General features: G+C 45.4%; 21 protein-coding genes and 2 tRNA genes. 16 read left to right on the top strand and 7 right to left on the bottom strand.

Features of this window, described 5'->3' with window-relative positions; all coding sequences use genetic code 11:
* Positions 1–31: 31 nt before the first annotated feature.
* Entirely contained in the window at positions 32–496 is a 465-nt protein-coding gene (queF, locus tag OEU88_RS16600; protein WP_262696334.1) for a preQ(1) synthase, read from the bottom strand.
* A gap of 237 nt (positions 497–733) precedes the next feature.
* Here queF and hspQ point away from each other — a divergent pair, with 237 nt between their 5' ends.
* From hspQ to metC, 3 genes are all read left to right on the top strand, one after another.
* The gene (gene hspQ, locus OEU88_RS16595; RefSeq protein ID WP_262696333.1) at positions 734–1,063 is read left to right on the top strand and encodes a heat shock protein HspQ; all 330 of its coding nucleotides are present in this window, start codon (positions 734–736) and stop codon (positions 1,061–1,063) included.
* A gap of 83 nt (positions 1,064–1,146) precedes the next feature.
* Entirely contained in the window at positions 1,147–1,992 is an 846-nt protein-coding gene (gene sseA, locus OEU88_RS16590; protein WP_262696332.1) for a 3-mercaptopyruvate sulfurtransferase, read from the top strand.
* Positions 1,993–2,006: 14 nt separating this feature from the next.
* The gene (gene metC, locus OEU88_RS16585) at positions 2,007–3,194 is read left to right on the top strand and encodes a cystathionine beta-lyase (protein ID WP_262696331.1); all 1,188 of its coding nucleotides are present in this window, start codon (positions 2,007–2,009) and stop codon (positions 3,192–3,194) included.
* A gap of 34 nt (positions 3,195–3,228) precedes the next feature.
* On the opposite strand, the gene OEU88_RS16580 is transcribed toward metC, so the two are convergent.
* A complete protein-coding gene (locus OEU88_RS16580; RefSeq protein WP_262696330.1) occupies positions 3,229–5,565 on the bottom strand; it encodes an EAL domain-containing protein in 2,337 nt (778 codons plus the stop codon).
* Positions 5,566–5,567: 2 nt separating this feature from the next.
* Positions 5,568–6,233, bottom strand: a complete 666-nt coding sequence (locus OEU88_RS16575; protein ID WP_262696328.1) for a cupredoxin domain-containing protein — start codon at positions 6,231–6,233, stop codon at positions 5,568–5,570.
* A 368-nt stretch (positions 6,234–6,601) separates the two neighbouring features.
* On the opposite strand from OEU88_RS16575, the gene OEU88_RS16570 reads away from it, so the two are divergent.
* On the top strand, positions 6,602–8,452 hold the full coding sequence (locus tag OEU88_RS16570) for a M3 family oligoendopeptidase (protein WP_262696327.1): 1,851 nt from the start codon (positions 6,602–6,604) through the stop codon (positions 8,450–8,452).
* Between the two features lie 28 nt (positions 8,453–8,480).
* On the opposite strand, the gene OEU88_RS16565 is transcribed toward OEU88_RS16570, so the two are convergent.
* The gene (locus OEU88_RS16565; protein ID WP_262696326.1) at positions 8,481–10,442 is read right to left on the bottom strand and encodes a M10 family metallopeptidase; all 1,962 of its coding nucleotides are present in this window, start codon (positions 10,440–10,442) and stop codon (positions 8,481–8,483) included.
* Between the two features lie 110 nt (positions 10,443–10,552).
* Between OEU88_RS16565 and OEU88_RS16560 the strand changes: the two genes are divergently transcribed.
* From OEU88_RS16560 to OEU88_RS16510, 11 genes are all read left to right on the top strand, one after another.
* Positions 10,553–11,260, top strand: a complete 708-nt coding sequence (locus tag OEU88_RS16560) for a c-type cytochrome (protein WP_317279146.1) — start codon at positions 10,553–10,555, stop codon at positions 11,258–11,260.
* Positions 11,261–11,545: 285 nt separating this feature from the next.
* Positions 11,546–12,385: an alpha/beta hydrolase gene (locus OEU88_RS16555; protein ID WP_262696325.1), complete on the top strand. Its 840-nt coding sequence runs from the start codon at positions 11,546–11,548 to the stop codon at positions 12,383–12,385.
* Positions 12,386–12,413: 28 nt separating this feature from the next.
* Positions 12,414–13,289 (top strand): TolB-like translocation protein, encoded by an 876-nt coding sequence (locus tag OEU88_RS16550; protein ID WP_262696324.1) that lies wholly within the window; start codon positions 12,414–12,416, stop codon positions 13,287–13,289.
* Positions 13,290–13,354: 65 nt separating this feature from the next.
* The gene (locus OEU88_RS16545) at positions 13,355–14,200 is read left to right on the top strand and encodes an alpha/beta hydrolase (protein WP_262696323.1); all 846 of its coding nucleotides are present in this window, start codon (positions 13,355–13,357) and stop codon (positions 14,198–14,200) included.
* 225 nt (positions 14,201–14,425) lie between these two features.
* Complete coding sequence (locus OEU88_RS16540; protein WP_262696322.1) at positions 14,426–14,797, top strand: BlaI/MecI/CopY family transcriptional regulator; 372 nt, start codon at positions 14,426–14,428, stop codon at positions 14,795–14,797.
* Positions 14,787–16,064, top strand: coding sequence for a M56 family metallopeptidase (locus OEU88_RS16535; RefSeq protein WP_262696321.1), 1,278 nt, complete (start codon positions 14,787–14,789; stop codon positions 16,062–16,064). The genes OEU88_RS16540 and OEU88_RS16535 overlap by 11 nt, the downstream gene beginning before the upstream one ends.
* Positions 16,065–16,126: 62 nt before the next feature.
* Positions 16,127–17,323: a serine hydrolase domain-containing protein gene (locus tag OEU88_RS16530; RefSeq protein ID WP_262696320.1), complete on the top strand. Its 1,197-nt coding sequence runs from the start codon at positions 16,127–16,129 to the stop codon at positions 17,321–17,323.
* A gap of 10 nt (positions 17,324–17,333) precedes the next feature.
* Complete coding sequence (locus tag OEU88_RS16525; RefSeq protein ID WP_262696319.1) at positions 17,334–18,248, top strand: TolB family protein; 915 nt, start codon at positions 17,334–17,336, stop codon at positions 18,246–18,248.
* A 53-nt stretch (positions 18,249–18,301) separates the two neighbouring features.
* Positions 18,302–19,192: a TolB-like translocation protein gene (locus OEU88_RS16520; protein ID WP_262696318.1), complete on the top strand. Its 891-nt coding sequence runs from the start codon at positions 18,302–18,304 to the stop codon at positions 19,190–19,192.
* Between the two features lie 38 nt (positions 19,193–19,230).
* Positions 19,231–19,863: a hypothetical protein gene (locus tag OEU88_RS16515; RefSeq protein ID WP_262696317.1), complete on the top strand. Its 633-nt coding sequence runs from the start codon at positions 19,231–19,233 to the stop codon at positions 19,861–19,863.
* An 83-nt stretch (positions 19,864–19,946) separates the two neighbouring features.
* Positions 19,947–20,825 (top strand): TolB-like translocation protein, encoded by an 879-nt coding sequence (locus tag OEU88_RS16510; RefSeq protein WP_262696316.1) that lies wholly within the window; start codon positions 19,947–19,949, stop codon positions 20,823–20,825.
* 131 nt (positions 20,826–20,956) lie between these two features.
* Here OEU88_RS16510 and OEU88_RS16505 read toward each other — a convergent pair.
* The 3 genes from OEU88_RS16505 to OEU88_RS16495 all read right to left on the bottom strand — a co-directional run bounded on the left by OEU88_RS16505 (position 20,957) and on the right by OEU88_RS16495 (position 21,619).
* A tRNA-Arg gene (locus tag OEU88_RS16505) sits at positions 20,957–21,033 on the bottom strand.
* An 8-nt stretch (positions 21,034–21,041) separates the two neighbouring features.
* Complete coding sequence (locus OEU88_RS16500) at positions 21,042–21,320, bottom strand: ETC complex I subunit (protein ID WP_262696315.1); 279 nt, start codon at positions 21,318–21,320, stop codon at positions 21,042–21,044.
* A gap of 222 nt (positions 21,321–21,542) precedes the next feature.
* Positions 21,543–21,619: transfer RNA gene (locus OEU88_RS16495), tRNA-Pro, on the bottom strand.
* A 229-nt stretch (positions 21,620–21,848) separates the two neighbouring features.
* Between OEU88_RS16495 and OEU88_RS16490 the strand changes: the two genes are divergently transcribed.
* A protein-coding gene (locus tag OEU88_RS16490; protein WP_262694959.1) for an IS3 family transposase occupies positions 21,849–23,002 on the top strand; the annotation gives its coding sequence in 2 pieces (ribosomal slippage) (positions 21,849–22,089 and positions 22,089–23,002; 1,155 coding nt in all).
* Positions 23,003–23,020: the final 18 nt, after the last annotated feature.

Raw genomic sequence — 23,020 nt, 5'->3', positions numbered from 1 at the left:
ATTGCTTTACGTTAAATTATGGAACTTCCAATTACCCTCGGCCGCGATAAGTAGGCACATCCTGATTTGGTACCCAAACATCCCTGGGGGCTTCGCCAGTTTGAAAAAACACATCAATTGGAATACCACCACGCGGGTACCAGTATCCGGCAAAACGCAACCACTTTGGTTTCATTTCATCCACTAACCGCTCGGCTATGCCAACTGTACAATCTTCATGAAAAGCAGCATGATTGCGAAAAGACTGCAGAAATAGTTTTAATGATTTACTTTCCACAAGTAATTTATCTGGCACATAGTCCAGCATCAAATGTGCAAAATCAGGCTGCCTTGTTACAGGGCAAAGGCTCGTAAATTCAGGACAGGTAAACCGCACCAGATAATGGCTATTCGGACGGGGGTTAGAAACATATTCAAGAACAGCTTCTTCAGGGTTTTTAGGTGCTTTACCACTGCTTCCAAGCTGGTCTAAATTCTCGTAAATCGAATTGGTCATCACTTTACCCTTTACCTTTAAGCTTAAAGCCAATCTCTCTAAAACTTAGCCATGCTATGAGCCACTAGAGGTGCATTTGTCAAAAACTAAATCAGCCAGTTCCGCCAAACTCTCTTAATTATTAGCATTAACATAAACACTCACTCTGATTCAGGGTTTGTTAAACTCATTTTGGTAACACATATGAAACTATCAATACGAAAAACGCATGTAACCCACTAGAAATAGGAGCGTGCCATGACAACAGTAATCACAGCGCTCTTCGCACCAGGGCAAATAGTACGCCATAAAGTTTATGGTTATCGAGGGTTGGTTTTTGATGTTGATCCGCAGTTTAACAAGGAAGCATCCTGGTTAGAAAAATTCGACTTAATGGACCCTATTGGCACCATCCCATGGTATCATGTGTTGGTAGATGGTGAAGATCATGCCAGTTATGTTTCCGAAAACAATCTGGAAGCAGCAACGGGCATTGATAGCCGGGTCGAATTTAACCACCCTCTATTAAATAACTATTTTGACAAGCCTGATACCGGGGCGCTATCTGCACGCCGCCACATCAACTAAAATAAATTAATAAATTAACATAAGTCATTGCATGTGTGCAGGCTTATCATAAGTTGTTTTATCTAATTTTCACGGAGAATAAGATGGAACGAACAGGAATTATATCCGCCCAAAGCCTGTTAGAAATCAACAGTCATACAGGCATCAAAATATACGATGCATCATGGCATATGCCTGACAGTGGCAGAAATGGCCACCGTGAATATATGGAAGGCCATATTCCGTATGCTCATTTTTTTGATATCGATGCCATCAGTGATCCTGAAAGTACCCTACCCCATACAATGCCTCAAACAGCGGCCTTCGAGCAACATATGCAGAAAATAGGCATCAACAATAATGATCACATAATTATATATGATAATAGCCCGCTTCGGAGCGCTGCTCGCGCTTGGTGGATGCTGCGATACATGGACCATAAAAATGTTTCTGTATTAGATGGTGGCCTTCAAGCTTGGAAAGCTGTTGGCGGAAATATTGAAACAACAACTCCAATTATCAAAACTGGAGACTTCAAGGCACGGCCAAATGTAGATTTGTTAAGGTTAATTACTGAAATGCTCAGCAACCTTGAAAGTAACGTGTCGCAAGTCATAGACGCACGCGCCGCAGCACGCTTTGAAGGAACAACACCTGAACCACGTGCAGGTTTAGCTGCTGGACATATACCAGGTGCGATTAATGTACCGTTCACGCAGCTTTACAACGGCAATGGCACACTTAAAACACGGCAAGAATTGATAGATATTTTCAAAGCCGCAGGTGTTGATATCAATGCTTCTATCACAACCAGTTGCGGTTCAGGTGTCACTGCTTGCAATCTGGCTCATGCGCTTTATACCCTTGGTAATAAAAATGTTGCTGTCTATGACGGTTCCTGGAGTGAATGGGGTGCATATAAAAACGCACCCGTTTCAAAGGGCTTATAACGCGAGGAAAACAAATGTCCGATAATGAAGATACCAAACTCGTAACAGCTGGTCGGCGTAAGGAATGGACACATGGTATCGTTAATCCGCCTGTTTACCGCGCTTCAACATGTTTATTTGATACATATGCCGAATACCGTGAGCGCGTTGCAGACCCAACTGCGCGGCATTTGTTTTATGGTCGCAAAGGTACACCGACGCAGTGGTCGCTTCAGGAGGCGCTTACTGAACTTGAAGGCGGCGAAGGAACTATGCTGTTTCCTAGTGGCATTGCAGCTGTAACAACTGCGATTTTATCTTTTGTGAAGGCCGGTGATCATATTTTGATGACTGATAGTGCTTATGCGCCAACACGCTCCTTCGCTAACGGCATACTAAAAACAATGAATGTTGAAACCGAATATTACGACCCATTGATCGGTGCTGACATTCAAAAACTACTACGCGACAACACCAGTGTTATTCTAACTGAAAGCCCTGGGTCCAACACATTTGAGATACAGGATATCCCTGCAATTGCGAGCGCTGCTAAAAAATGCGGCGCCTATGTAATCACGGACAATACATGGGCAACACCGCTATTATTTAAGCCACTTGATTTTGGTGCAGATGTGTCAGTCGAGGCGTGTACCAAATATATTAGTGGTCACTCCGATGTAATGGTTGGCAGCGCCACAGCGAATAAGCGCGCATGGAGAAAACTGAGCCGAACTGCATATCAAATGGGGCAAACTATATCACCCGATGATGCATTCCTGACCTCTCGTGGCCTGCGCACATTAGGGGTGCGACTTAAAGCACATGAAGAAAATGCCCTGAAGGTTGCAGCATGGTTAAAAGACCGACCCGAAGTTGCGCAGGTATTACACCCTGCATTTCCGGAATGCCCAGGTCATGAAATTTGGCAACGCGATTTTGCTGGCTCCAGTGGTTTATTCTCGATCATTCTTAACGGCGGAGACTATGCTGACACTGCCAGAATGGTCGATGACATGCATTTGTTTAAGATGGGCTTTAGTTGGGGCGGTTATGAAAGTTTAATTCTACCTAGTGACCCCACAGAGGACCGCTCAGCTAGACCATGGAGCGCTGAAGGACCACTGCTTCGATTGCACATCGGTCTCGAAGATACTGATGACCTTATCGCAGAACTTGAAGCAGGATTATTGCGCTATAGTGCGTTTCTCAAGGAAACAGTTTAACTTTTTCACTTTTACACATGTGAACTCATGGAGCTTAAATGTTTTGTGAGTTTTCTTTATGGCTCTTTAAAAATGCCTCGAATTCTTCGACAGGCACCGGACGACAAATATGATACCCTTGCAAAGTGTCACATCCATATTCGCGCAATAAATCAACCGATTGCTCGTCTTCCACACCTTCAGCTGTCACTTCCATACCTAGATTGTGCGCTAGTTCAATGGTCGAACGCACAAGAATCTTATCTTCGTCGTCCTCAGCCAGTTTCAGTATAAAGGATTTATCGATTTTAATTTCACGTACAGGTAACTCCTTGATATAACTCAAAGAGCTATATCCCGTACCGTAATCATCGATTGACAATACTACGCCCATAGAGCTCAACATGTTTAATACATCAAGAGCACGTGACATATCATTCATGACAGCACTTTCCGTGACTTCCAACTTAAGAGATGATGGTGGCACTGAATATTCTGTTAACAACGTAAGTACAGCACCGGGCAAATTCGTGTTCATCAAGTCATTTGTTGAAAGATTGACCGCGACCATAATATCTATACCATCACCCCGCCACTTGGCTATCTGTGATATAGCTTCTTTTAAAGCCCAATCAGTCAGGTAACGCACATCGCCTGTTTTTTCGGCCAAAGGAATGAAATCATCTGGCGCAACAAAACCGCGCGTTGGACTAATCCAGCGAACAAGCGCTTCGGCGGAAGCTATTTTACCTGTTGAGAGGTCCAGCTTAGGCTGATAAGCAAATTTAACTTCCTCGTTTTTGATACCATCGCGAAGATCACTCATCATCGACAAATGATCTTGTTTAGCTGTATCTCGTTCACGATCATACCAAGCATACGATTTGGCAGATGTCCGGCTGGTATCAAGTGCAGCGTTAGCCCGCCGCAGTAACGTTGTGAGGTTATCGCCGTCAGCTGGAAACTTTGTTAACCCCATGAATGCTCGCACATCAACCATTACTGTGCCAGCACTAAAGGGGTCAATAAATCCGTTAATTATCATGGCAGCACTAATATCATCATCATCTTCACCGAATTGAGCAAAAACAAATGTCTCGGTTGATAAGCGTGCCAGATACTGAACATTCACTGTCTCAAGCCGTTCTGCAATACTGCGCACCAGTTCATTAATGTGATCATGCGTCAACACTGTCCGCATGTCAGCTATGCCTTGCAATTCCAAAATTGCTATTGAAAACGGCTTCTTAGTATCAATTGATGGTGATATTTGCTCTTCAAACCAGTTACGGTTCGGTAGCCCTGTATCGATATCATGGTTGGCATGGTACCTAATGCTAGCTTCGCGATCGCGAATCCCTTCAATCATATGATTAAAGCTATTACTGAGGCGTGCAAACTCTATATCTTCCGATGGAGCATCCACTTTAATATATTCACCGCGCGAGATGCGATCAGCTGCATTTGCTATGTATCGCAGTGGCCTTGTTACACCTCTCGAAACCGCAACACTTCCCAAAATAAGAAGCAGCAAGCCAACAACCAAGATACTCAGCAGTGTAACTATAAGCGATTGGAAAGCCTGAAGGCCTACATCAACAGAGTAATAAACAAGTGCATCCATTTGCCGCCCTTGAGAAAACTCACTAACAAGCGGTACGCGCCTAAACATATAGTCTTGGTCAACAAACACGCTTTCATATTCAGTCTCCAACCCTACCTGAGGGTTTTCAGCTAAAAACTCGGCAAGGTCTTGAACATTGGTGGTTGCTGCAGACAATTCAGGTTGGCCTTTGTCACCAAAAATAAAAGCAACATCAATAGCCACGGGTGATAATTCTTTAAATTCAATTGCAATTTCCCGGTCAAGCTGGAAACCAAGACCAACCCACCCTATTGTCACAGGTGCAAAGACTGGTGCAATCACGACTTCAAATAATTCACCGTTTGACTCGATAAATCGTGCAGCCACACCTTGTTCTTCTGCTGCTTCAATCAGCTCGTCTGACAGTAACGTTGCATTATCCGTTACGGCCATATCACCAACAGAACCGATTAATTGACCATCCAGGTCAACGACAAATGCAATATCAAGATCAGATCGGTCTATGAGGTTAGCAAGCGCACTTTTAATTGTGGCGTCATCCAAGGTTGCAACAGCTTGCCTAAAGCCAAAGTCTTTGGAAAGGTCTTGAGCACGCGTACCCAAAATATCGTTTCGATCTCTAATCAGTCGCGCAATAGTTCTTGAAGACGCGTCAAGTTGCCCAGCAATTTGTTCTCTAACATTTTCTGTTACGTACCGGTTTATCGATAAAATAACTACGCCCTGCACAACCAAAAACAATGCCAGGTAAACGAGTGTAAGTTTTGATTGAAAGCGCATAGCCATAGTTAGTACTGGCCTTCAGCTGGTTGCGTTTGAATACCCCAAACACGTCGAAGATCCAGTTGACCACTCTCTGAACGGTTTCCATCAGCGATCGTAATGATTTTGGGCGTAGGCATACCTTTGCGTTTAACGCCAGGATGCCAAATTTCCATTTTATATTGACCAGGCTCCAGGTCAGTAAGCGTTGCAGTACCATTTGCATCTGTTTTCTTCATGATTGGTGCCTCGGTCACATAAATATATGACAACATATTATCATGTATATTACAGCCTAACGCTACAATACCCGGTTTTTCAAAAGTGATAAAATTCGTTTCGTCTTTGCCGTATAGGCGCAACTCAAAACGTTTTGTTTTGGAAAACGAATAGACGTGGTGACGAAACTCATCAAAATTGGGGAAAGAAACTTTAGTACCTACTTTAACCGGTAAAACAAACGGTGAAAACAAAGCACCTTCCTGACGCATTTCAGGACTATCTGCAGCAACGACAGGTGTTGAAAGAGTAAACTGCGGCGTTAACATGACAACCGCATTTTCTAAACTTTCACCTTTTTTATTGGAGACAGAAACTATCAAATTTCCTGCAACGGCAGCACTAGCCAAAAATGAACTTAAAGTTCCCAGAGTCACCATGACTCCCAGAATTTTTCTTAAAGTCATGCGCATACTTTATGCTCCGTTTCCCCATAACCTGATAAAAGAAGTATAAACACAGCTCATAATTGCACAATTACAGCCACGTTCATTCAAAGTCTTATCAGTTCCATTGCAAAATGTTAACTCATACTAATTCACTAGCCAGTGATACAAAACATTCTTACTCTTGATTATATTAACGATAAATGAAAATTAAGGTAACACTTTTGGCATACAGCTATGCACATACAAGCCAAAATTCAGGATACCATGATATGATAATTAGCCGATCACCTGTTAATTGTAGATTTATTGTCGGTTATTAATAACAATGACCATGATGGCCAATGGAGCATTCGGTGCAAACCTTGGATAGAATCCAACTTTCCAGATTAATAATGGCCACAGCCCTACTTCTAGTAGGTTTTTTAACGCCTGATAATCACCTTTATGCCGAAGATATTGAAGGCCAAATTCGCTGGAATCTGAACGATATATTTGAAAATGAAAGTGATTGGCATCAAACCAAAGCTAAAGTTGAGGAAGACATCGAAAACCTCACCAGCTTTGAAGGCAAACTAAATAACGATCCGGCCACCATACTTCTGGCTCTTAATACAATTTCCCAAATAAATGAAAAAGCGGCACGTGTTTTCATATACGCCTCCCTTAATGCCAATGAGGATATGCGTGATGCCAACTCCAGAGCCATGTTAAACAGTGCATTGGAGTTGTTTACGGCATTGGAGCAAGCAACCACTTTTGTTGCACCAGAAGTACGTGTCATCGGACAAGAAACTGTTGATAGGTGGATAGCGCAAACACCCGAGCTTTCGAAACATGCTTTTCGCCTCAAGGATATTTTTCTATACGCGTCGAATGCCAAACCGGAAACTGCTGCTCTGTTAGCCCAGGAAGAAAAAACTATTCTCGAAGCCCAGCAAGCTTACAGAAATACAGTAGGTAAGTCGATTTTATGGCCTTGGGTCACACTTGATTCTGGCCAAGGTATCACGCTCAACCCGGATACTTATGCGCGGTACCGCGGCATCAATAACAGAGCCGACCGAAAGAACATTTTTGACGCCTTCTGGCAATCATGGAGATCATACGAAACCAATGTTGGACGCATATTAAGCACGGTTGTGAAAAGCCATGTTTCTTCAGCTAAAATTCGTGGTTTTGATAATGCTCTTTCTCAGGCTATGTCAGGACCGCGTCTGCCAACGGAGGTATACAGTTCCCTCATTCAGTCGGCTAATGACAATTTACCATCACTACACCGCTATCTGAAACTGCGCGAACGAATGCTGGGAATAACCAACTCACATTATTACGACATTTATCCAGCCACTACCTATCAGGAACAACGCTTCACCTTGGAAGAAGCGAAAGACATAACACTGCAAGCGTTAGTGCCTTATGGCATAGATTATATTGCAAACCTTACCAGTGGCTTCGATGAGCAATGGATGCATGTTTACCCTCAACCTGGAAAACAAAGCGGCGCCTACACGCAAAATGCAGGGTACGATATACATCCCTATATTTTATTGAATTACAATCGACGCTTTGATGGCGTATCAACATTTGCACATGAATGGGGGCATGCAGTTCATGCCCTGTTTTCAAGGCAAAATAATGATTTTGAAACATACAGTTACAACCCGTTTGTTGGAGAGCTCGCAGCCGCCAGCAACGAGGTTCTATTACAAGAATTTATGCTATTTCAAGACCTGAGCGATGAGGACTATTTATATTATATAGATCAGGCTCTTGAAGGGATTAGGGCCAGTTTTTTCAGGCAAACAATGTTCGCGGAGTTTGAACTACGTATCCATGAAATAGCAGAGGCAGGAGAAGAACTGTCAGGCAAGCGTTTCAGCGAGATATATTTGAAGATTCTCAAAAAGTATCACGGTCACGACCAGGGTATTATGACTATTGACCCTTCTTATGCTATCGAATGGGCATATATTCCGCACTTCTATTCTAATTTTTATGTGTATCAGAATGCCACAAGTATTGTTGGTGGAACAATGTTTGCTAATCGCTTGCTCGCAGGAAACAAAGTAACGAAAGATAATTATATCGCTTTACTAAAAGCTGGTGGATCAGACTACCCTCATGCCTTGCTAACAAAAGCCGGCGTTGATTTAACAACCAGTGCACCTTACGAAGCGTTAATGACCCGAATGGCGCGCCTTATGGACGCTGCAGATGTAATTCTGGACCGCATGGGCAAATAGGATCGCTTTAGGCCTTCAAAATAGCCAATTATAAAATAAAAGTTACCTGATCCAAATCATTCAAGCTTAAACCTTCAAGGGTTAAGCTGTCACCACCACCTAGATCAATGCTTATACCACCGCTCACTTGCGATGCTGCGGCAATAACGCTGGCCGTATCAGCAAAGGCTGCCGTTACTTCAGCAAGATTTATCGAATCATCACCGATGTCAAAATCAGTGATCGTGTCATCACCGTGTCCGGCTTCAAAAATGAACAAATCATCACCGCTACCACCAGTGAAATCATCGTTGCCTCCACCGCCCCAAAGCGTGTCGTTTCCTGAACCACCATCAACAGTGTCGGTGCCACCGCCTGAGAAAATTTCATCGTTACCAGCGCCGCCAACAACCGAATCATTACCCGCAGCAGAGAAAATCACATCATTGCCGTTACCGCCGTCAATTACGTCATTAACACCAGTATCACCACCATCAACACCGCCGTATATTGTGTCATTCCCGTCGCCGCCATTGATTGTGTCGTCGCCCGTGCCACCACCCAGCGCATCATTACCAGCAGCGGCAATAATCAGATCATTGCCTGCACCAGCCCAGATCGCATCATTTGACGTGCCTGATACAACAGCTTCACCGTCATCATAGTTTCCGTCATCATTACCTGCGCCGTCATCCCAGCCGCCGCCAAGTAAGGTGTCATCGCCTGAACCGCCAAAAATAGTGTCGTTGCCATCATCTGTGGAATCTTCATTCGCTGCCGCAACATCCATGTTGTTGCCGTCATCAAGGCCGCCGCCAATCAGAAAATCATTACCAGCACCACCCGCAACAACATCATCGCCAGCGCCGCCTGCTGACACATCATCTCCGGTGTCGCCTGCGCCCGCCCATAAAAAATCATTGCCCGAGCCGCCCATGGCAATATCATCACCGTTACCGCTGAACAGCACATCAGCACCAGCAGCGCCGTATAACTTGTCAGCCCCATCATTGCCTCTTAGCTTGTTAGAGGCATCATTACCTTGCAGCGTGTCATCACCGTCAGATGCTGTTGCATTCTCAATAATAGTGTCAGGGGCAATAAACAGTGAGTCTTTGTCATCCCAACTTTCGCCGTCACCAAAAAACTTAATCGTTGTACCGACATTGCTCCAGGAACCAGGCGTGAGGTCAAGTTTAACAGACTTACCTGTTCCAGAAATAGCAATAGTATCATTTCCTCCATAATCCCAAACAGTTGCATAGTAACGCTCATTGAGATCGTATGTGTATGTATCTGTCCCTGCCGTTGTAACAGTATCAACGCCGTACATATGCTGAAGAGTTAGAATATCGCCGTACATGTATGTTTGAGGGAACAAGTCAGCGAATGTCGCGTTCGCGTACCGCATGGAAATATTGTACGACATCACAGTATAATCCATGCCGTCTAAACCAGACGCAATCTGAGGGAATCCCCCCTCGGCTTCATGAGGGTGCTTTAACCCAAGTGCATGTCCAAGTTCATGCGTCAGGGTTTGTAGAAAGTCTGTGTCATCCTCGGTATGATTTTCCGAGAGAACCCATATATCGCCTGCGGCCTGGTATGCGCCTGGCAGATAGGCAAACGCAACAGAATCATTATCAGTGATGCCTGTAAACGCCACCCGAATGGTGCCTGCGCTGTCCCCTTCATCCGGCACTTGTGTAAATGCCAAGTTCGTAAATGTCTGGAGATTAGCTATTGCGCTTAGGAAAAGACCTTGGCCATATTCCGACAGTCCTGCCAAACCAGTGTGGGGTTCATTACCAGAAGTGCCATACCCAAGATCAGGGTCTTCACTAAAATTACTGTTCTCATCGGGGAAGCTGAAACTGATGGTGGTAATATTTGAACCAGAGTCGCTCACCCATCTTGTGCCTGATAACAAGCTATCTAATGCATCATTTCCAGTTTTAGCTACATCTTCAGAATTTGCTCTTGATTCAACGCCAGACACGCCATCTGTCATACTACATCCTTCACCACTTGCCCCCGCTACAAACGCATTGTATATCACGCATATGTGAATAGTCAGTATATAAGTATGTCAACTTTAAGAACAATCATTGCTTCCACTGCATTTTTTTAATAACAACTACTTCAGCCAATGCAGAAACTCGCGCAGTAGCTGAACGAGGACTGCTTGCTTTCAAGACATGCGCCATGTGTCACACGCTTGATAAAGGCGGCAAACATCTGGTTGGCCCTAATCTTTATGGTATCTATGGCCGTGCAATTGCTAGCGCTGAAGGATTTACATACAGCAATGCGTTAAAACAGATGAACGGCATTTGGACGACAGAAAAGCTTAATCGTTACATTGCGCGACCAAAACTTGCCGTCCCTGGCAACCAGATGCCTTTTCCTGGCCTAACCAGCCCTCATTTGCGTGCGGACTTAATCGCCTGGCTTAAGACAAACCCTAATTCGTACGTATCGCCAGATCAGACCCTGAACACACTTGTTGAAACGGTCGATATTGAACGCGGCCAAGACATAGCATCTGCGTGTCTTGCGTGTCATGCAGCAGCTCAGGGCGCGCCGCATAGAATAGGCCCTAATCTGTGGGGCGTAGTTGGCCGCGATATAGCAAGCGCGGCAGGGTTTAATTACAGTGAACGCCTGATGCGACGCACAGGAAGTTGGTCTATTGAAACACTGAGTGCATTCTTCCTGGAATCAAAGAAATTTGAGCAAGGCAGTCATATGGCGTTTGCCCGGCTGTCTAAACCGGAAGACCGGGCAGCCATCATTAAGTGGCTAAAAAGCCTTAAGGATGACCAATAACATTAGTTTGTCATACCTCTCTATACAGCTATCTCATTTGCATAATCAACACCATGCACACCATTCAATGAACTTAATCAACAACCTCTTCTCGCATGAATTCATTGAAGAAAGGCACACGAGGTTGCTTAAAGCAATTTAAAAAAGAATTGTTATAACCTCACATTTTATCGTTTAGATAGAACGATTCAACGCACTTTCGTCGTACACCTTCCGATATATGCATACACGCAATAGTGTTGATCTTGACGGCAACTACACACGTCAAAATTATTGGGGAATATAATGAAGAAAATCACTGTTCTTTTTTTCTTGGTTTCACTGCCTTTCATTGGTGTTAAGGCCAGTGAACAAAAGGCATATGAAATGCCAAGAACACAAGTTGTGCCTATTCAAGATACTAAAAATGACAGGCAATACGAACTATATATAAGGTTACCTGAAGGCTACGCGGAAAATACCAATACCCACTACCCTGTAATTTTTGCGGCTGATGCCGTCTGGCACATGGACATGCTGTCTGGTGCAACTGAATATTTGATGCCAAATGTGATTGTGGTCGGCATCTCTTGGCAAAAAGGCCTTGATGATGAAAGAGCTCATGTAAGCAGATATCGAGATTATTCCATTGAGAAGTCAAGCAATCCTGTGCATCAAGCCAAGTATCAATTTGGACAAGCCAGTAATCACCTGCCCTTCATAAGGGCTAACGTCATACCTTATGTAGAAAACAATTATCGTACAGACCCTGATGAGCGCGCTTATTTTGGATATTCTCTGAGCGGGACATTTGGTGTGTATGTCTTGTTTGAGCAATCCGACACTTTCAAACACTACATCCTGGGCAGTCCCACGCCGCAGATTGCTGGATTCATCGATATGCACGAAACTAAACCGGCGTCTCAGCAGCAAGACCTGAACGTCAATGTTTTTGTGGCCATAGGCGAGCTTGAGAAAGACAAGATGGAGATGACTGAAGGTTTCGCTTCCATATTGCAGCGTAGAAGTGAAGCAAGCTTAACATTTTCTGGGCTTGAAGTAATTGAAGGCTCTAACCACGGCACAGCGTTTCCTGAGACCGTAATCCGCAGCATAAAATGGTTGTCACAGCAAATAGCTGAGTGATTTTCCACAGCTAACGAAAGATAATATTATGAAACGTTTTTCAACGCCTATTGCTTTGTTGTTCTCTATGCTGATTTTGAGTGGCGGAAGTCATAGTCAAGATGCCGCTTCCATTCCCGACGGCCCCTATCTCGGGCAAGAACCTCCCGGTTTAACTCCCAAACCTTTTGCGCCAGGTATTGTTTCAACCAAAGGTTGGGAGGTCGGCGGCACCTTCACACCTGACATGAAAGAGTTCTATTTTATCAGAAACAATGAAGAAGCTAAAAAACAAGAGTTTGTTGTATTTCAATATAAAAATAACCAGTGGTTCGAATCGATTATATCGCCCAGGGTAGGTCAACCTGTCATCGCGCCCGATGGCAAAACCATGCATTTAGGTAAGCGATATAAAGAACGCATGGACACTGGCTGGTCAGAGATAAAAAGCCTTGGAGCATCTTTCGAAGATATCCGCATCATGCGTCTTACGGCTTCATCTGCAGGAACTTATGTTTTTGACGAGGCCGGCACAGACGGCGATGGTGTTCTTCGCTATTCACGGTTAATAGACGGCAAACGTGAAGAGCCCAAGCCACTTAGCAAAGAGATTAATACTGGAACGTGGAATGCCCACCCCTTCATCGCGCCAGATGAATCCTATATTATTTGGGATGGCAGAAGAGACAGCGGATTTGGTCATGCTGACATCTATATCAGTTTTCGACAGGATAATGGCTCATGGGGTAATGCCATCAACATGGGCGACAAGGTAAACACAGAAGCCTGGGAAGCTGGCGCGAGCGTGACGCCAGACGGTAAATACCTTTTCTTCAATAGAAATGTGGGCTCAGACAAGTATGAAAACGTCGACATATATTGGGTAGATGCACAGATCATCGAAGACCTCAGGCCCAAAGAATAAATACTCTAAAGCAAACGAACGGGTGTTTCACAATCAAACATACTTAGCAAAAGAGATAAAATATTATGTATAAACTCAGCATATCACTTGCAAAAAAGTTCCTGTTCTGTGTGGTTTTCGGGGTGGCATCTGCTCCGTTAGCCACGGCGCAACAGGAGTTCAGTATCGAGTCTGAAGCGACGCAGGAAACAAGGGAAATTGTCGTCCATTTACCCAAGAATTATGATCCAAATAATGAGGAAGGCTATCCCGTCATCTATATGTTGGATGCGGGTGCAAAAGATAAATTGACGGCGGAAATGGCCAGCTATTACCATTGGGGAGATTTAATGCCCGAGGTGATTGTGATCGGTCTTAAAAACATTCGTCGGGGCTTAGATTTCCTCCCGCACTATTATCATACAGAGATTGATGGTGAACAAGTGTTCGGTAACGGTGGTAAGCTGTTAGCATATATTGAGAACGAACTCATTCCCTTTGCAAACAATCAATTCAACACCAATGGTGATGATGTCTTTGCCGGACATTCATGGGGAGGACAATTTTTAACGTATGCCCTCAGTCAATCACCAGGTCTGTTTGATGCCTACTTCATAACCAGCCCAGCGTTTGGAGATGTTGGGGAATGGAGCAGTAAAACTTTTGATGCGTTGGAACAAACTCTAAAACAGGATCAGGATTTCCCTGGCCTTGTCTATCTCAGTGTTGGTGGAGACGGGTCGCCAGGGCCGCTGTCAGACGCAGGGCTGCTGCCAGAATACTACCGCTTAACTGCACTGCTAAGGCGACACCTTCCGGAGGAAGTGAAATTACACCATGAGGTCCACGATAGCGCTAATCATACGAGCAATGGCGCAATATCCATTGCCAAGGCGCTGCAACTATATTTTGCCGCTAGTCCAGCAACCTAAAGAGACGCCAGTTTTTAACCTTATCAGCAGAAGCCATTATGCGCGGTATTGGCTTCTGTGGCGAAGAGGTGCCTACAATCTGGAGAATTTAAGTGACCACTGACTTATGGTTTACTGATTACCGCTTGCCTCATCACTTCAGAGAAGGGCGTCTACTGACGCTACTCATACAAATTTTAAATACAAACTTGACTCATGTTACACATGTAACATACATGTTTACATATGTCACAACCAAGTAAATCTGAATTGGCTATTCTTAAAGCCCTCTGGTCTGAAGCGCCGCTATCTGCGCGCGAGATACAAGAGAAAGTTGGTCCACAATTGGAGTGGTCGTTTTCGACCACTCGTACGACTCTATCCCGAATGGTAGAAAAAACGCTACTCCAACTCGATACAAAGCACGGAGTTCGGGTTTATACGCCTGTTCAAAGTAAAGCCCGGACGTTGTCTGGCGTCATGCGCGAGTTCTTCGACACAGTGTTAGAAATGAAAGGTCCGCTTCCAACAGCCGCCTTTCACGACAGCGAAATGCTGTCCGAAGAAGAATGGTTGGAATTAGACCACCTTCTCAATGAAAGTCACGATGATGATTAAGGCTTTGATCCTTGTACATCTCTGGAGTTTTGTCGTAGCGGTTGGAGCGTGGCTGTTGCAACGCGATGTTGATGAACGGATCGGGATACGTTTTCCTTCGTCAAATGTTTGGCTGACTTTGGTCATATTGTGCTTCTTGCCGGGCGTCCTGTATTTGATGCCCATTGGCACAGTCGTCGGTTTTCCCGATATAGAGATACCCGAGTTGATCACGGCGCCAATCAGCGAGAGCACAGCAGGAAGCTCGGAGTCGCTGGATTATTTATCAATATATTTAGGTATTGGCATTTTGCTTATGTGCCGCACCTTATGGCGATGGTCACGTTTACAAAGCTTGGCCCTTGCACCGACGATTGAACCTGATGTCTTCACAACGACTTCTAAAGTGCCGCCTTTGACACTTTCTTGGCCGCGCAAAGTCATTGTTATCCCTCAAGGGTTCCAGACCCAATCAGCATTAATACGACATGAGCGCGCCCATCTATATTACAATGACGCGGAACTGACATTATTCCTTCTACTATTGCAGGATATGATGTTGCGAACCCCAGGGGTCAGCTATCTTGTCCGGCAATGGCGACTGGCAATTGAATTACGCGCAGATCATGCAGCAACGAAGACGCTCACCCCATCAGAACGCAAAGATTATGCGACACTCCTGCTAAATGGCTTACGCTCAGTCGGAGATGAGGAAGTAACACTACCGTATCCCACAGCCAAACTTGGCTCAACGCGTCATCGTAGCGTCAAAATGAGGCTGGCCGAAATCATCGAAAATAAACCTAGGGTGCGACAGCGCCGTTGGGGGACTGCATTGCTCTGTACTTCTATCGGCGCAAGCGCAATTGGCTTAATGAGCGCGGCTGCTTCAGTCAACAAGGTGATCGATATAGCATATGACCAAGTTGCATACGTTAAACAAACTTCTTGGAGATTACCTGCAAGTTGTCCCGGTTTCAATGAGGAAGACGTAAAGACTGAACTGAAAGAACTTACGGTTAATGGTCAGCTCGTTTCTCAACATATCATGAGCTTAGGGATCGTCGTTGTGACACATGATGTTCGCAGAGATGGGCAAACAAAGAACCTACAGGTCTCTTATTCCACACATTCATGTTTCGAAGAGGAAGCCAAAGCTGCTGTGGCCCAATGGGTGACTGAACCTCAAGAAATAGAAATCAGAAACGCGGCTGTAAAAGTCCACTTTACGATATCAGGCGACACGCTTGAGGAATTAAACCCTCAACTAAGCGAGTTTCTTCAATAAATCCAATTCGAGCTTTTCTAGAAGCCAGCTTCAAAAAATACACCTGCATAAAAGAGATGTCCATGACCATCAATTTGAAATTTAAGAGTTTAATTGCCGCGATAATACTGAGCAGTTTCAGCAGCTTTGCCGCAGTAAGCGCGCAAGAAAATAATGATAACGCACCGGAGGCAACAGCCGCCGACGCTGCAATCTCATTCTGGGATTTACCGTATCTTGAAAAAGCCTTTATCGATACAACGCCAGCGGCTCGAGAAGACGGTATTGTTGTTGGTGAACTGGGTGTAGACGGCGGTGAAAAAGCTGCAATCGCCCAGTTGGCTCAGGAGGTTGCCGACAAAAAATATGGTCTCTACGACAGCTTGCTTATAACTCATAAAGGCAAGCTCTTGTTCGAAAGTTACTATCTGCGCGGTCGTGTCAACTTGCCTCATTTCCAAGCCTCAGCGACTAAGTCCTACACCAGCTTGGCACTAGGCCGTGCTATCCAGCTCGGTTATCTGGCAATGACTGACTTGAACAAACCTCTGATCAGCTTTTTAAAAGACCTAGACACCACAAGACTTGTTGATGGGGCAGAAAAAATCACGCTTCACAAGGCATCAACCATGCGCTCAGGTATTCGCATCAGTGATGATAAAAGGAGTGAGCTTAATGAAAACCCCGGCCCGTTAAAAGGTCAAGGGCTGGTTCAGGCTTGGCTTGAGCATAGCGCGCCGATTACTGCAGAATCCCAGAGTTATCTATACAGCTGGGATCAGGATCTGGTGATGCAAGTCATTGAGGCCGTTGTGCCCGGCACCGCACAGAATTTCATCAAAAATGAACTTCTCAATAAAATAGGTATTACAAATTATAGCTGGCGGGACGGCGTGAGCGGGCTGCCAAGTGCAGGTGCCGGCACGAGCATGACATCGCGCGACATGCTGAAGTTAGGTCACTTGGTTATCAACAAAGGCAAATGGAACGGCGAACAGCTTATTCCAATAGAGTATCTGGCCAAAGCCACCAGTGGCATTACTAAGGCCGCTGCAGAGTGGCAGCCAGAAACGTATCGCTATGGTTATTTTTGGTATCAAACGAATATTACAGCCGGTGATAAAAGCTATGATGTCAAACTAGCTTGGGGTGGCGGCGGACAACGCATCATCGTGGTTAAAGACCTTGATCTAACCATCGTGATCACCGGTCATGACAGAGACGACGAAACAATCATGCCTCAGATTTTAAACACCATCGTACCTGCATTTGCTGAATAAGGGCGAAGACATGAAGTCTATTTTCGGATCAACGGTACTAATCCTATCTGCATCTGTGATGAGTAGCGCCAGCTATGCAGGGGATGACTTGTCCGAGCTCACAGGGCCTTATCTGGGACAAACGCCGCCTGGCTCAACGCCTGAGATTTTCGCGCCCGGCAACGTGAATAAAGAAGATTCTATTGATCTTGAGGGCATGTTCGGGTCGGACATGAATAGCTTTTACTTCGTTAGAGAAGGCGAAGAATATGCCGGCGTAGTTAAAGTTGGAGAATATAAAGGAGATGACGTTTCTTACGGACTGGCTGTTATTGAATATAAAAATAATAAATGGCAGCAGTCGGTTGTAGCCAAGGCAGTGAGCGAACCATCTATCTCTCCTGACGGCAATACCATCTTGTTAAAACAAGCTTATGTAGAACGCACCGATACCGGATGGTCAGAGATGAAAAGCCTTGGTGAACCTTTCTCAAGTATCAGCATTATGCGGTCTGCAATTTCATCTAACGGGACGATTTATTTTGATACCTACAACCCGGCACTAGACATTCCCCTGCGCTATTCACGGTTGGTTAACGGCAAATACGAAGAACCGAAATTACTGGGGCCGCAGTTTGGCATCGGCAGGTATAATGCCCATCCCTATATTGCGCCGGATGAAAGCTATATTGTCTTTGATAGCGTAAGAGACGCTGGGCACGGTTCATCTGATCTCTACATCAGCTATCGGAAGGCCGATGGCTCATGGGGCCCTGTCATCAATCTGGGTGACAAGATAAATACTGGCTTCTCTGAGAAAAATCCAAGCGTGTCGCCTGACGGAAAATTCCTCTTCTTTGACCGTCGGACAAAACGCGGAAACGAAGATGTGACTATCTACTGGGTTGATGCGAAATTTATCGAAGAACTCAAACCCAAACAATAATGACTCAGGTTTCAATAACCATTCTGCTTGCGTTTGTTCATTAAGGAAAAGTTATGAAAAATACTTGTGTCCCAGTAGCCCTATTACTTTCTGCAATTACGCTGAGTAACAGCAGTCATGCTGAAGATGATTTTCCGTTGCTCAAGGGTCCTTATCTCGGCCAAACACCGCCCGGCTTAACCGCCAAACCTTTTGCTCCCGGTCTTGTTAATACAGAAGAATGGGGAGACGCTATTGGCTTCTCACCAGATATGAACGAGCTTCATGTCAGCAGGTGGCGGCATACGCGCGACGCAAAGGAACCAGAGTCTGTCATCTTTAAAAAAGTGGATAATAAGTGGCGTAAGGTATCTGTGCCAACTGGAACGCGTAAACCATTCCACTCACCAGATGGCAACACTTTGCATTACGGCGCTCAATACAAAGAACGCACAGCTTCAGGCTGGTCAGAGATGAAAAGCCTCGGCCCTGCCTTTGAAAGCATACGCATCATGGGCCTGACCGCTTCAACTCAAGGCACTTTGGTTCTTGACGAGATGGGCGCAGGCGGAGTTGGCACTCTTCGATATTCACAGCTAGTGTATGGTAAACGCGAAGACCCCAAGCCATTGCCAGAAAGCATTAATACAGGCAAGTGGAACGCCCACCCGTTCATTGCACCAGATGAGAGTTACATCATGTGGGACGGCGAAAGAGAGAGCGGGTTTGGCAGTAATGACCTCTATATCAGCTTCCGCAAAGAAGATGGCTCGTGGGGTGAAGCGATTAATATGGGAGACACAGTAAACACAGAAGCTGAAGAAGGCGGCCCACAGATCACGCCTGACGGAAAATACCTGTTCTTTAATCGAATGATCCCATTAGCAAACAGTGATATAGGCGCTCAATCAGATTTATACTGGATTGATGCGCAGCTCATTGAAAGCCTGAAACCTAAGTCATAGTCGTTTACCCCTACCCCTTCTTAATTAGAAATAACCCAATGAATCCCATGCAAAATATGATAAAATTGCTGTTATTGAGCACCTCCCTGTCATTTGCAGCTACTGAAGTGAACGCTTCTGAAACCGTCACTATTAACCCAACCAGTAAGGCAGGACTATTAGATGGCCGTTGTGGTAACGATGAATGGGATGTAGCAACAAAAATTGAATTGCCAGCGCAGGTTTCCATTTATCTTATGTACGATAAAGATTATTTCTACCTATGCGCCAAAGGTAAGGCAGAAGACTTTACAGCCTTAAATCTATACGTGGAACATGCTGAAACTAGACACCTTCATCAATTTCATCTTTCCGCTCAAATGGGAGAGCGAGTACGTACAGATGAAGGATGGGGGCCATCTGCCACGTGGGATCTAAAAGGTTATGCCGGATTCTGGGTGCCTTTTTTTGGGACTGAGAATACCGAAAACGGGAGACGCCTTAAATTCGCACTGGGAACACACAGGCAACTGCAAATATCGCGTAAAAAATTTGCAGGTAATACTTGGAATATGATGATTGGTGTAGGCGGCATTAATCATGAAGAGAGCGATGACGTAGAGTTCTTATATCCTGAAAATGCGGTAGATAATGATAAGGCAACTTGGGCGAAATTTTCATTCCCTGAGTAGAAACCTTTTTACGTTCAGTGCTGTTGCCTTTCCTAAACCTGAGGCAGATGCACGTAATTAATGAAAACCAAGCGAGGCAAGCCATGAAACCAATCTTTCCTTCGGTAATTATATTCCTTTCTGCGCTGACATTAACTAGCGGTAGCAGCGCCCAAGATAAATTCCCAATTTTTGAAGGTCCTTATATGGGGCAAACTCCACCCGGTAAAACGGCAGAAGTGTTCGCGCCCGGCATCATTTCAACTGATGGTTGGGAGCTGGAAGCTGTGTTCGCGCCGGGCATGGAAGAGTTTTATTTTGTCACTGACAATGAAGAAGGGCGCGCAACAATTTACGGATTTCGGCTAGATGATAATAAGTGGCATAAGTTTACAGAAATGCCACGTACCGGCGAGCCGTTCATAACCGCAGACGGTCAGACAATGCATTTGGCAAAAGGCCACCGACATCGCACTGCTTCAGGTTGGTCAGAGGTACAAAGTAAGGGTCCAATGTTCGATCATGACGATTGGGGCATTATGCGCCTGACCGCATCAACGCGCGGCACCTATGTGTTTGACGATTATAAAAGCAGTGAAGTCCGCGTATCAAGAATAGTGGACGGCAAGCGACAAGCGCCTACGGGACTGCCTGAGCATATCAACAGCGGAGAATTCACAGCACACCCCTTCATTGCGCCCGATGAAAGTTACCTGATATGGGACAGCGAACGCGAGGGAGGCTACGGCGAATCTGATCTTTACATCAGTTATCGTCAGACAGATGGTTCGTGGGGACCTGCAATCAATATGGGACCGCGTGTGAATTCAGACAAAGATGATTTTTACGGCAGCGTCACACCAGACGGAAAATTCCTAATGTTTGACCGTACGATCTCGGGAAGTGGCCGCAATGTAAATGTTGATATCTACTGGATCGATGCGCAGATAATCGAAGACCTGAGGCCACAAAACCAGCAGTGAGATTAATCGCTACACTCGTGATGCAAACAGGCTGTAATGGCTGAAATCACAGCCGATAAGTTGTCTAGCTTCCGAAACCAGTTGGACACATGTTCTAAATAATTTTTAGTTACAATGTCTTAAAAAATAGATGGCGAACCCACGAGGACTCGAACCTCGAACCTGCTGCTTAGAAGGCAGCTGCTCTATCCAGTTGAGCTATGGGTCCGTACCAAACTACTTAAAGTTATCGGAATATGCCTGAATACGGCGCTTTTTTCGGTGCTCCGGCTTTACATCAAATGGTAATTTGTTGCGCTCAGCATATCCTTTAGCATCATCTAGGGTATCAAAATGAAGTTTTACCTGTCCCCGCATGTCGCTTGAACCAGTCCACCCCATCACATTATCGATGGTTTTGCCTGTTTCAGGCTCAAACTCCAACACCCACTCGCGCGTATTTGCTGAGCCTGACTGCATTGCGTTTTTTGCTGGTCGATAAATGCGTGCTTTCACGAAATTTTCCTTCCAACCAAATGTCCATTGTTTAAGCCAATAATGCGATGCTACGCCTTAAAAATAGCTTAACATCACACCGGAAGCGCACCCTATATCATGATGCAAAGAAAGAAAATGGGAAAATGCCTCATTCACCTTCTTATTTTACACATTAGTAAGGTGTTAAAAAAGGGTCAGACCCTGGTGATCTGACCCTTTATGCTCTTTCGAGCGAATAACTGGTCGGGGAGACAAGATTCGAACTTGCGACCCCCTGTACCCAAAACAGGTGCGCTACCAGGCTGCGCCACTCCCCGACGCGGTGAACCGTATAGGTTCTGTGTGTTTTTGACGCAAGAGAAAAATGCATCAAATGCCAAAAAAGCCGTAAACATGGCCTTTTATCCCAAATGTACACCTTGCTAATTGGAAATACGCGGATGATTGAGACATCGACTCCAATAATTCTCAATTATCGAACTGAGATGCCCCTAGATTTGTAGACACCTTGTTCATTATAAAATGGAAGCAAGGAGTTTATAGATTATGCCGATAGGTGTTCGTTATACAGAAGAATTCAAGCGCGATGCGGTCGCTCAGATCACAGACCGAGGGTACAGCGTCAAAGAGGTGGCTGAACGGCTTGGTGTTTGTACAAAGTCCCTTTATGATTGGAAGAAGCTTTTTTCAAAGCCAAGCAAGGAACGCAAGCAGGAAGCTGCTGACAGCGCTGAGATCAGGCGGTTAAAAGCTGAGTTGCTTCGAGTCACCGAAGAAAGAGATATCCTAAAAAAGGCAACGGCGTACTTCGCAAGGGATGCGTAGTGAAGTACGCCTTCATTCAGGCGCACCAAACTGTGTTTCGTGTGCGGGTGATGTGCCGCGTCCTGAAGGTTCATCACAGTGGTTTCTATGGCTGGGTCAAGAAGCCTCTCAGTAAGCGGGCCAGAGATGACAACCGGCTTATCGGGCTCATCAAACAAGCCTGGCTTGAGAGTGGTTGTGTTTATGGATACCGCAAACTTCATGACGACCTGCGGTCGCTCGGTGAGACCTGCTGCCCGAACCGTGTGGCACGACTGGCAAGCATTGCGGGCGTCAAAGCACAAATAGGCTACCGGCGCAAAGCTGGTTTTTACGGTGGCAAACCTGCGATTGTTGCAGCCAACAGATTACAGCAAGACTTCAAAGTGGCCCTGCCAGATCATGCCTGGGTCACGGACATTACGTATATTCGCACGCATCAGGGGTGGCTATATCTGGCCGTTGTCATTGATCTTTATTCCCGCCGCGTGGTGGGTTGGTCTATGCAACCCCGTATGCAGATGGATTTGGTGTTGAGTGCCTTGCTGATGGCTGTCTGGCGTCGCAAACCAAAGCAAAAGGTGATCATTCATTCTGATCAGGGCAGCCAGTTTACAGGCCATGAGTGGCAGAAGTTCCTCGGCGCTCACAATTTGGAAGCCAGCATGAGCAGGCGCGGCAACTGCCATGATAATGCTGTTGCTGAGAGCTTTTTCCACCTGTTAAAGCGCGAACGCGTCAGGCGCAAAACCTACGCAACCCGCAAGGATGCTCGCCAAGACGTCTTCGATTACATCGAAATGTTTTACAATCCAAAAAGAAAGCATGGTAACAACGGGTTGTTGTCTCCCGTCGATTTTGAACAACAAACTAAAATGAAATCGCAAGGTGTCTAACAAACTAGGGGCATCTCA

Origin of the sequence: Kordiimonas aquimaris (genome assembly GCF_025574485.1) — a bacterium.
GTDB lineage: Bacteria > Pseudomonadota > Alphaproteobacteria > Sphingomonadales > Kordiimonadaceae > Kordiimonas > Kordiimonas aquimaris.
This window is presented reverse-complemented; position numbering and strand designations above follow the sequence as displayed.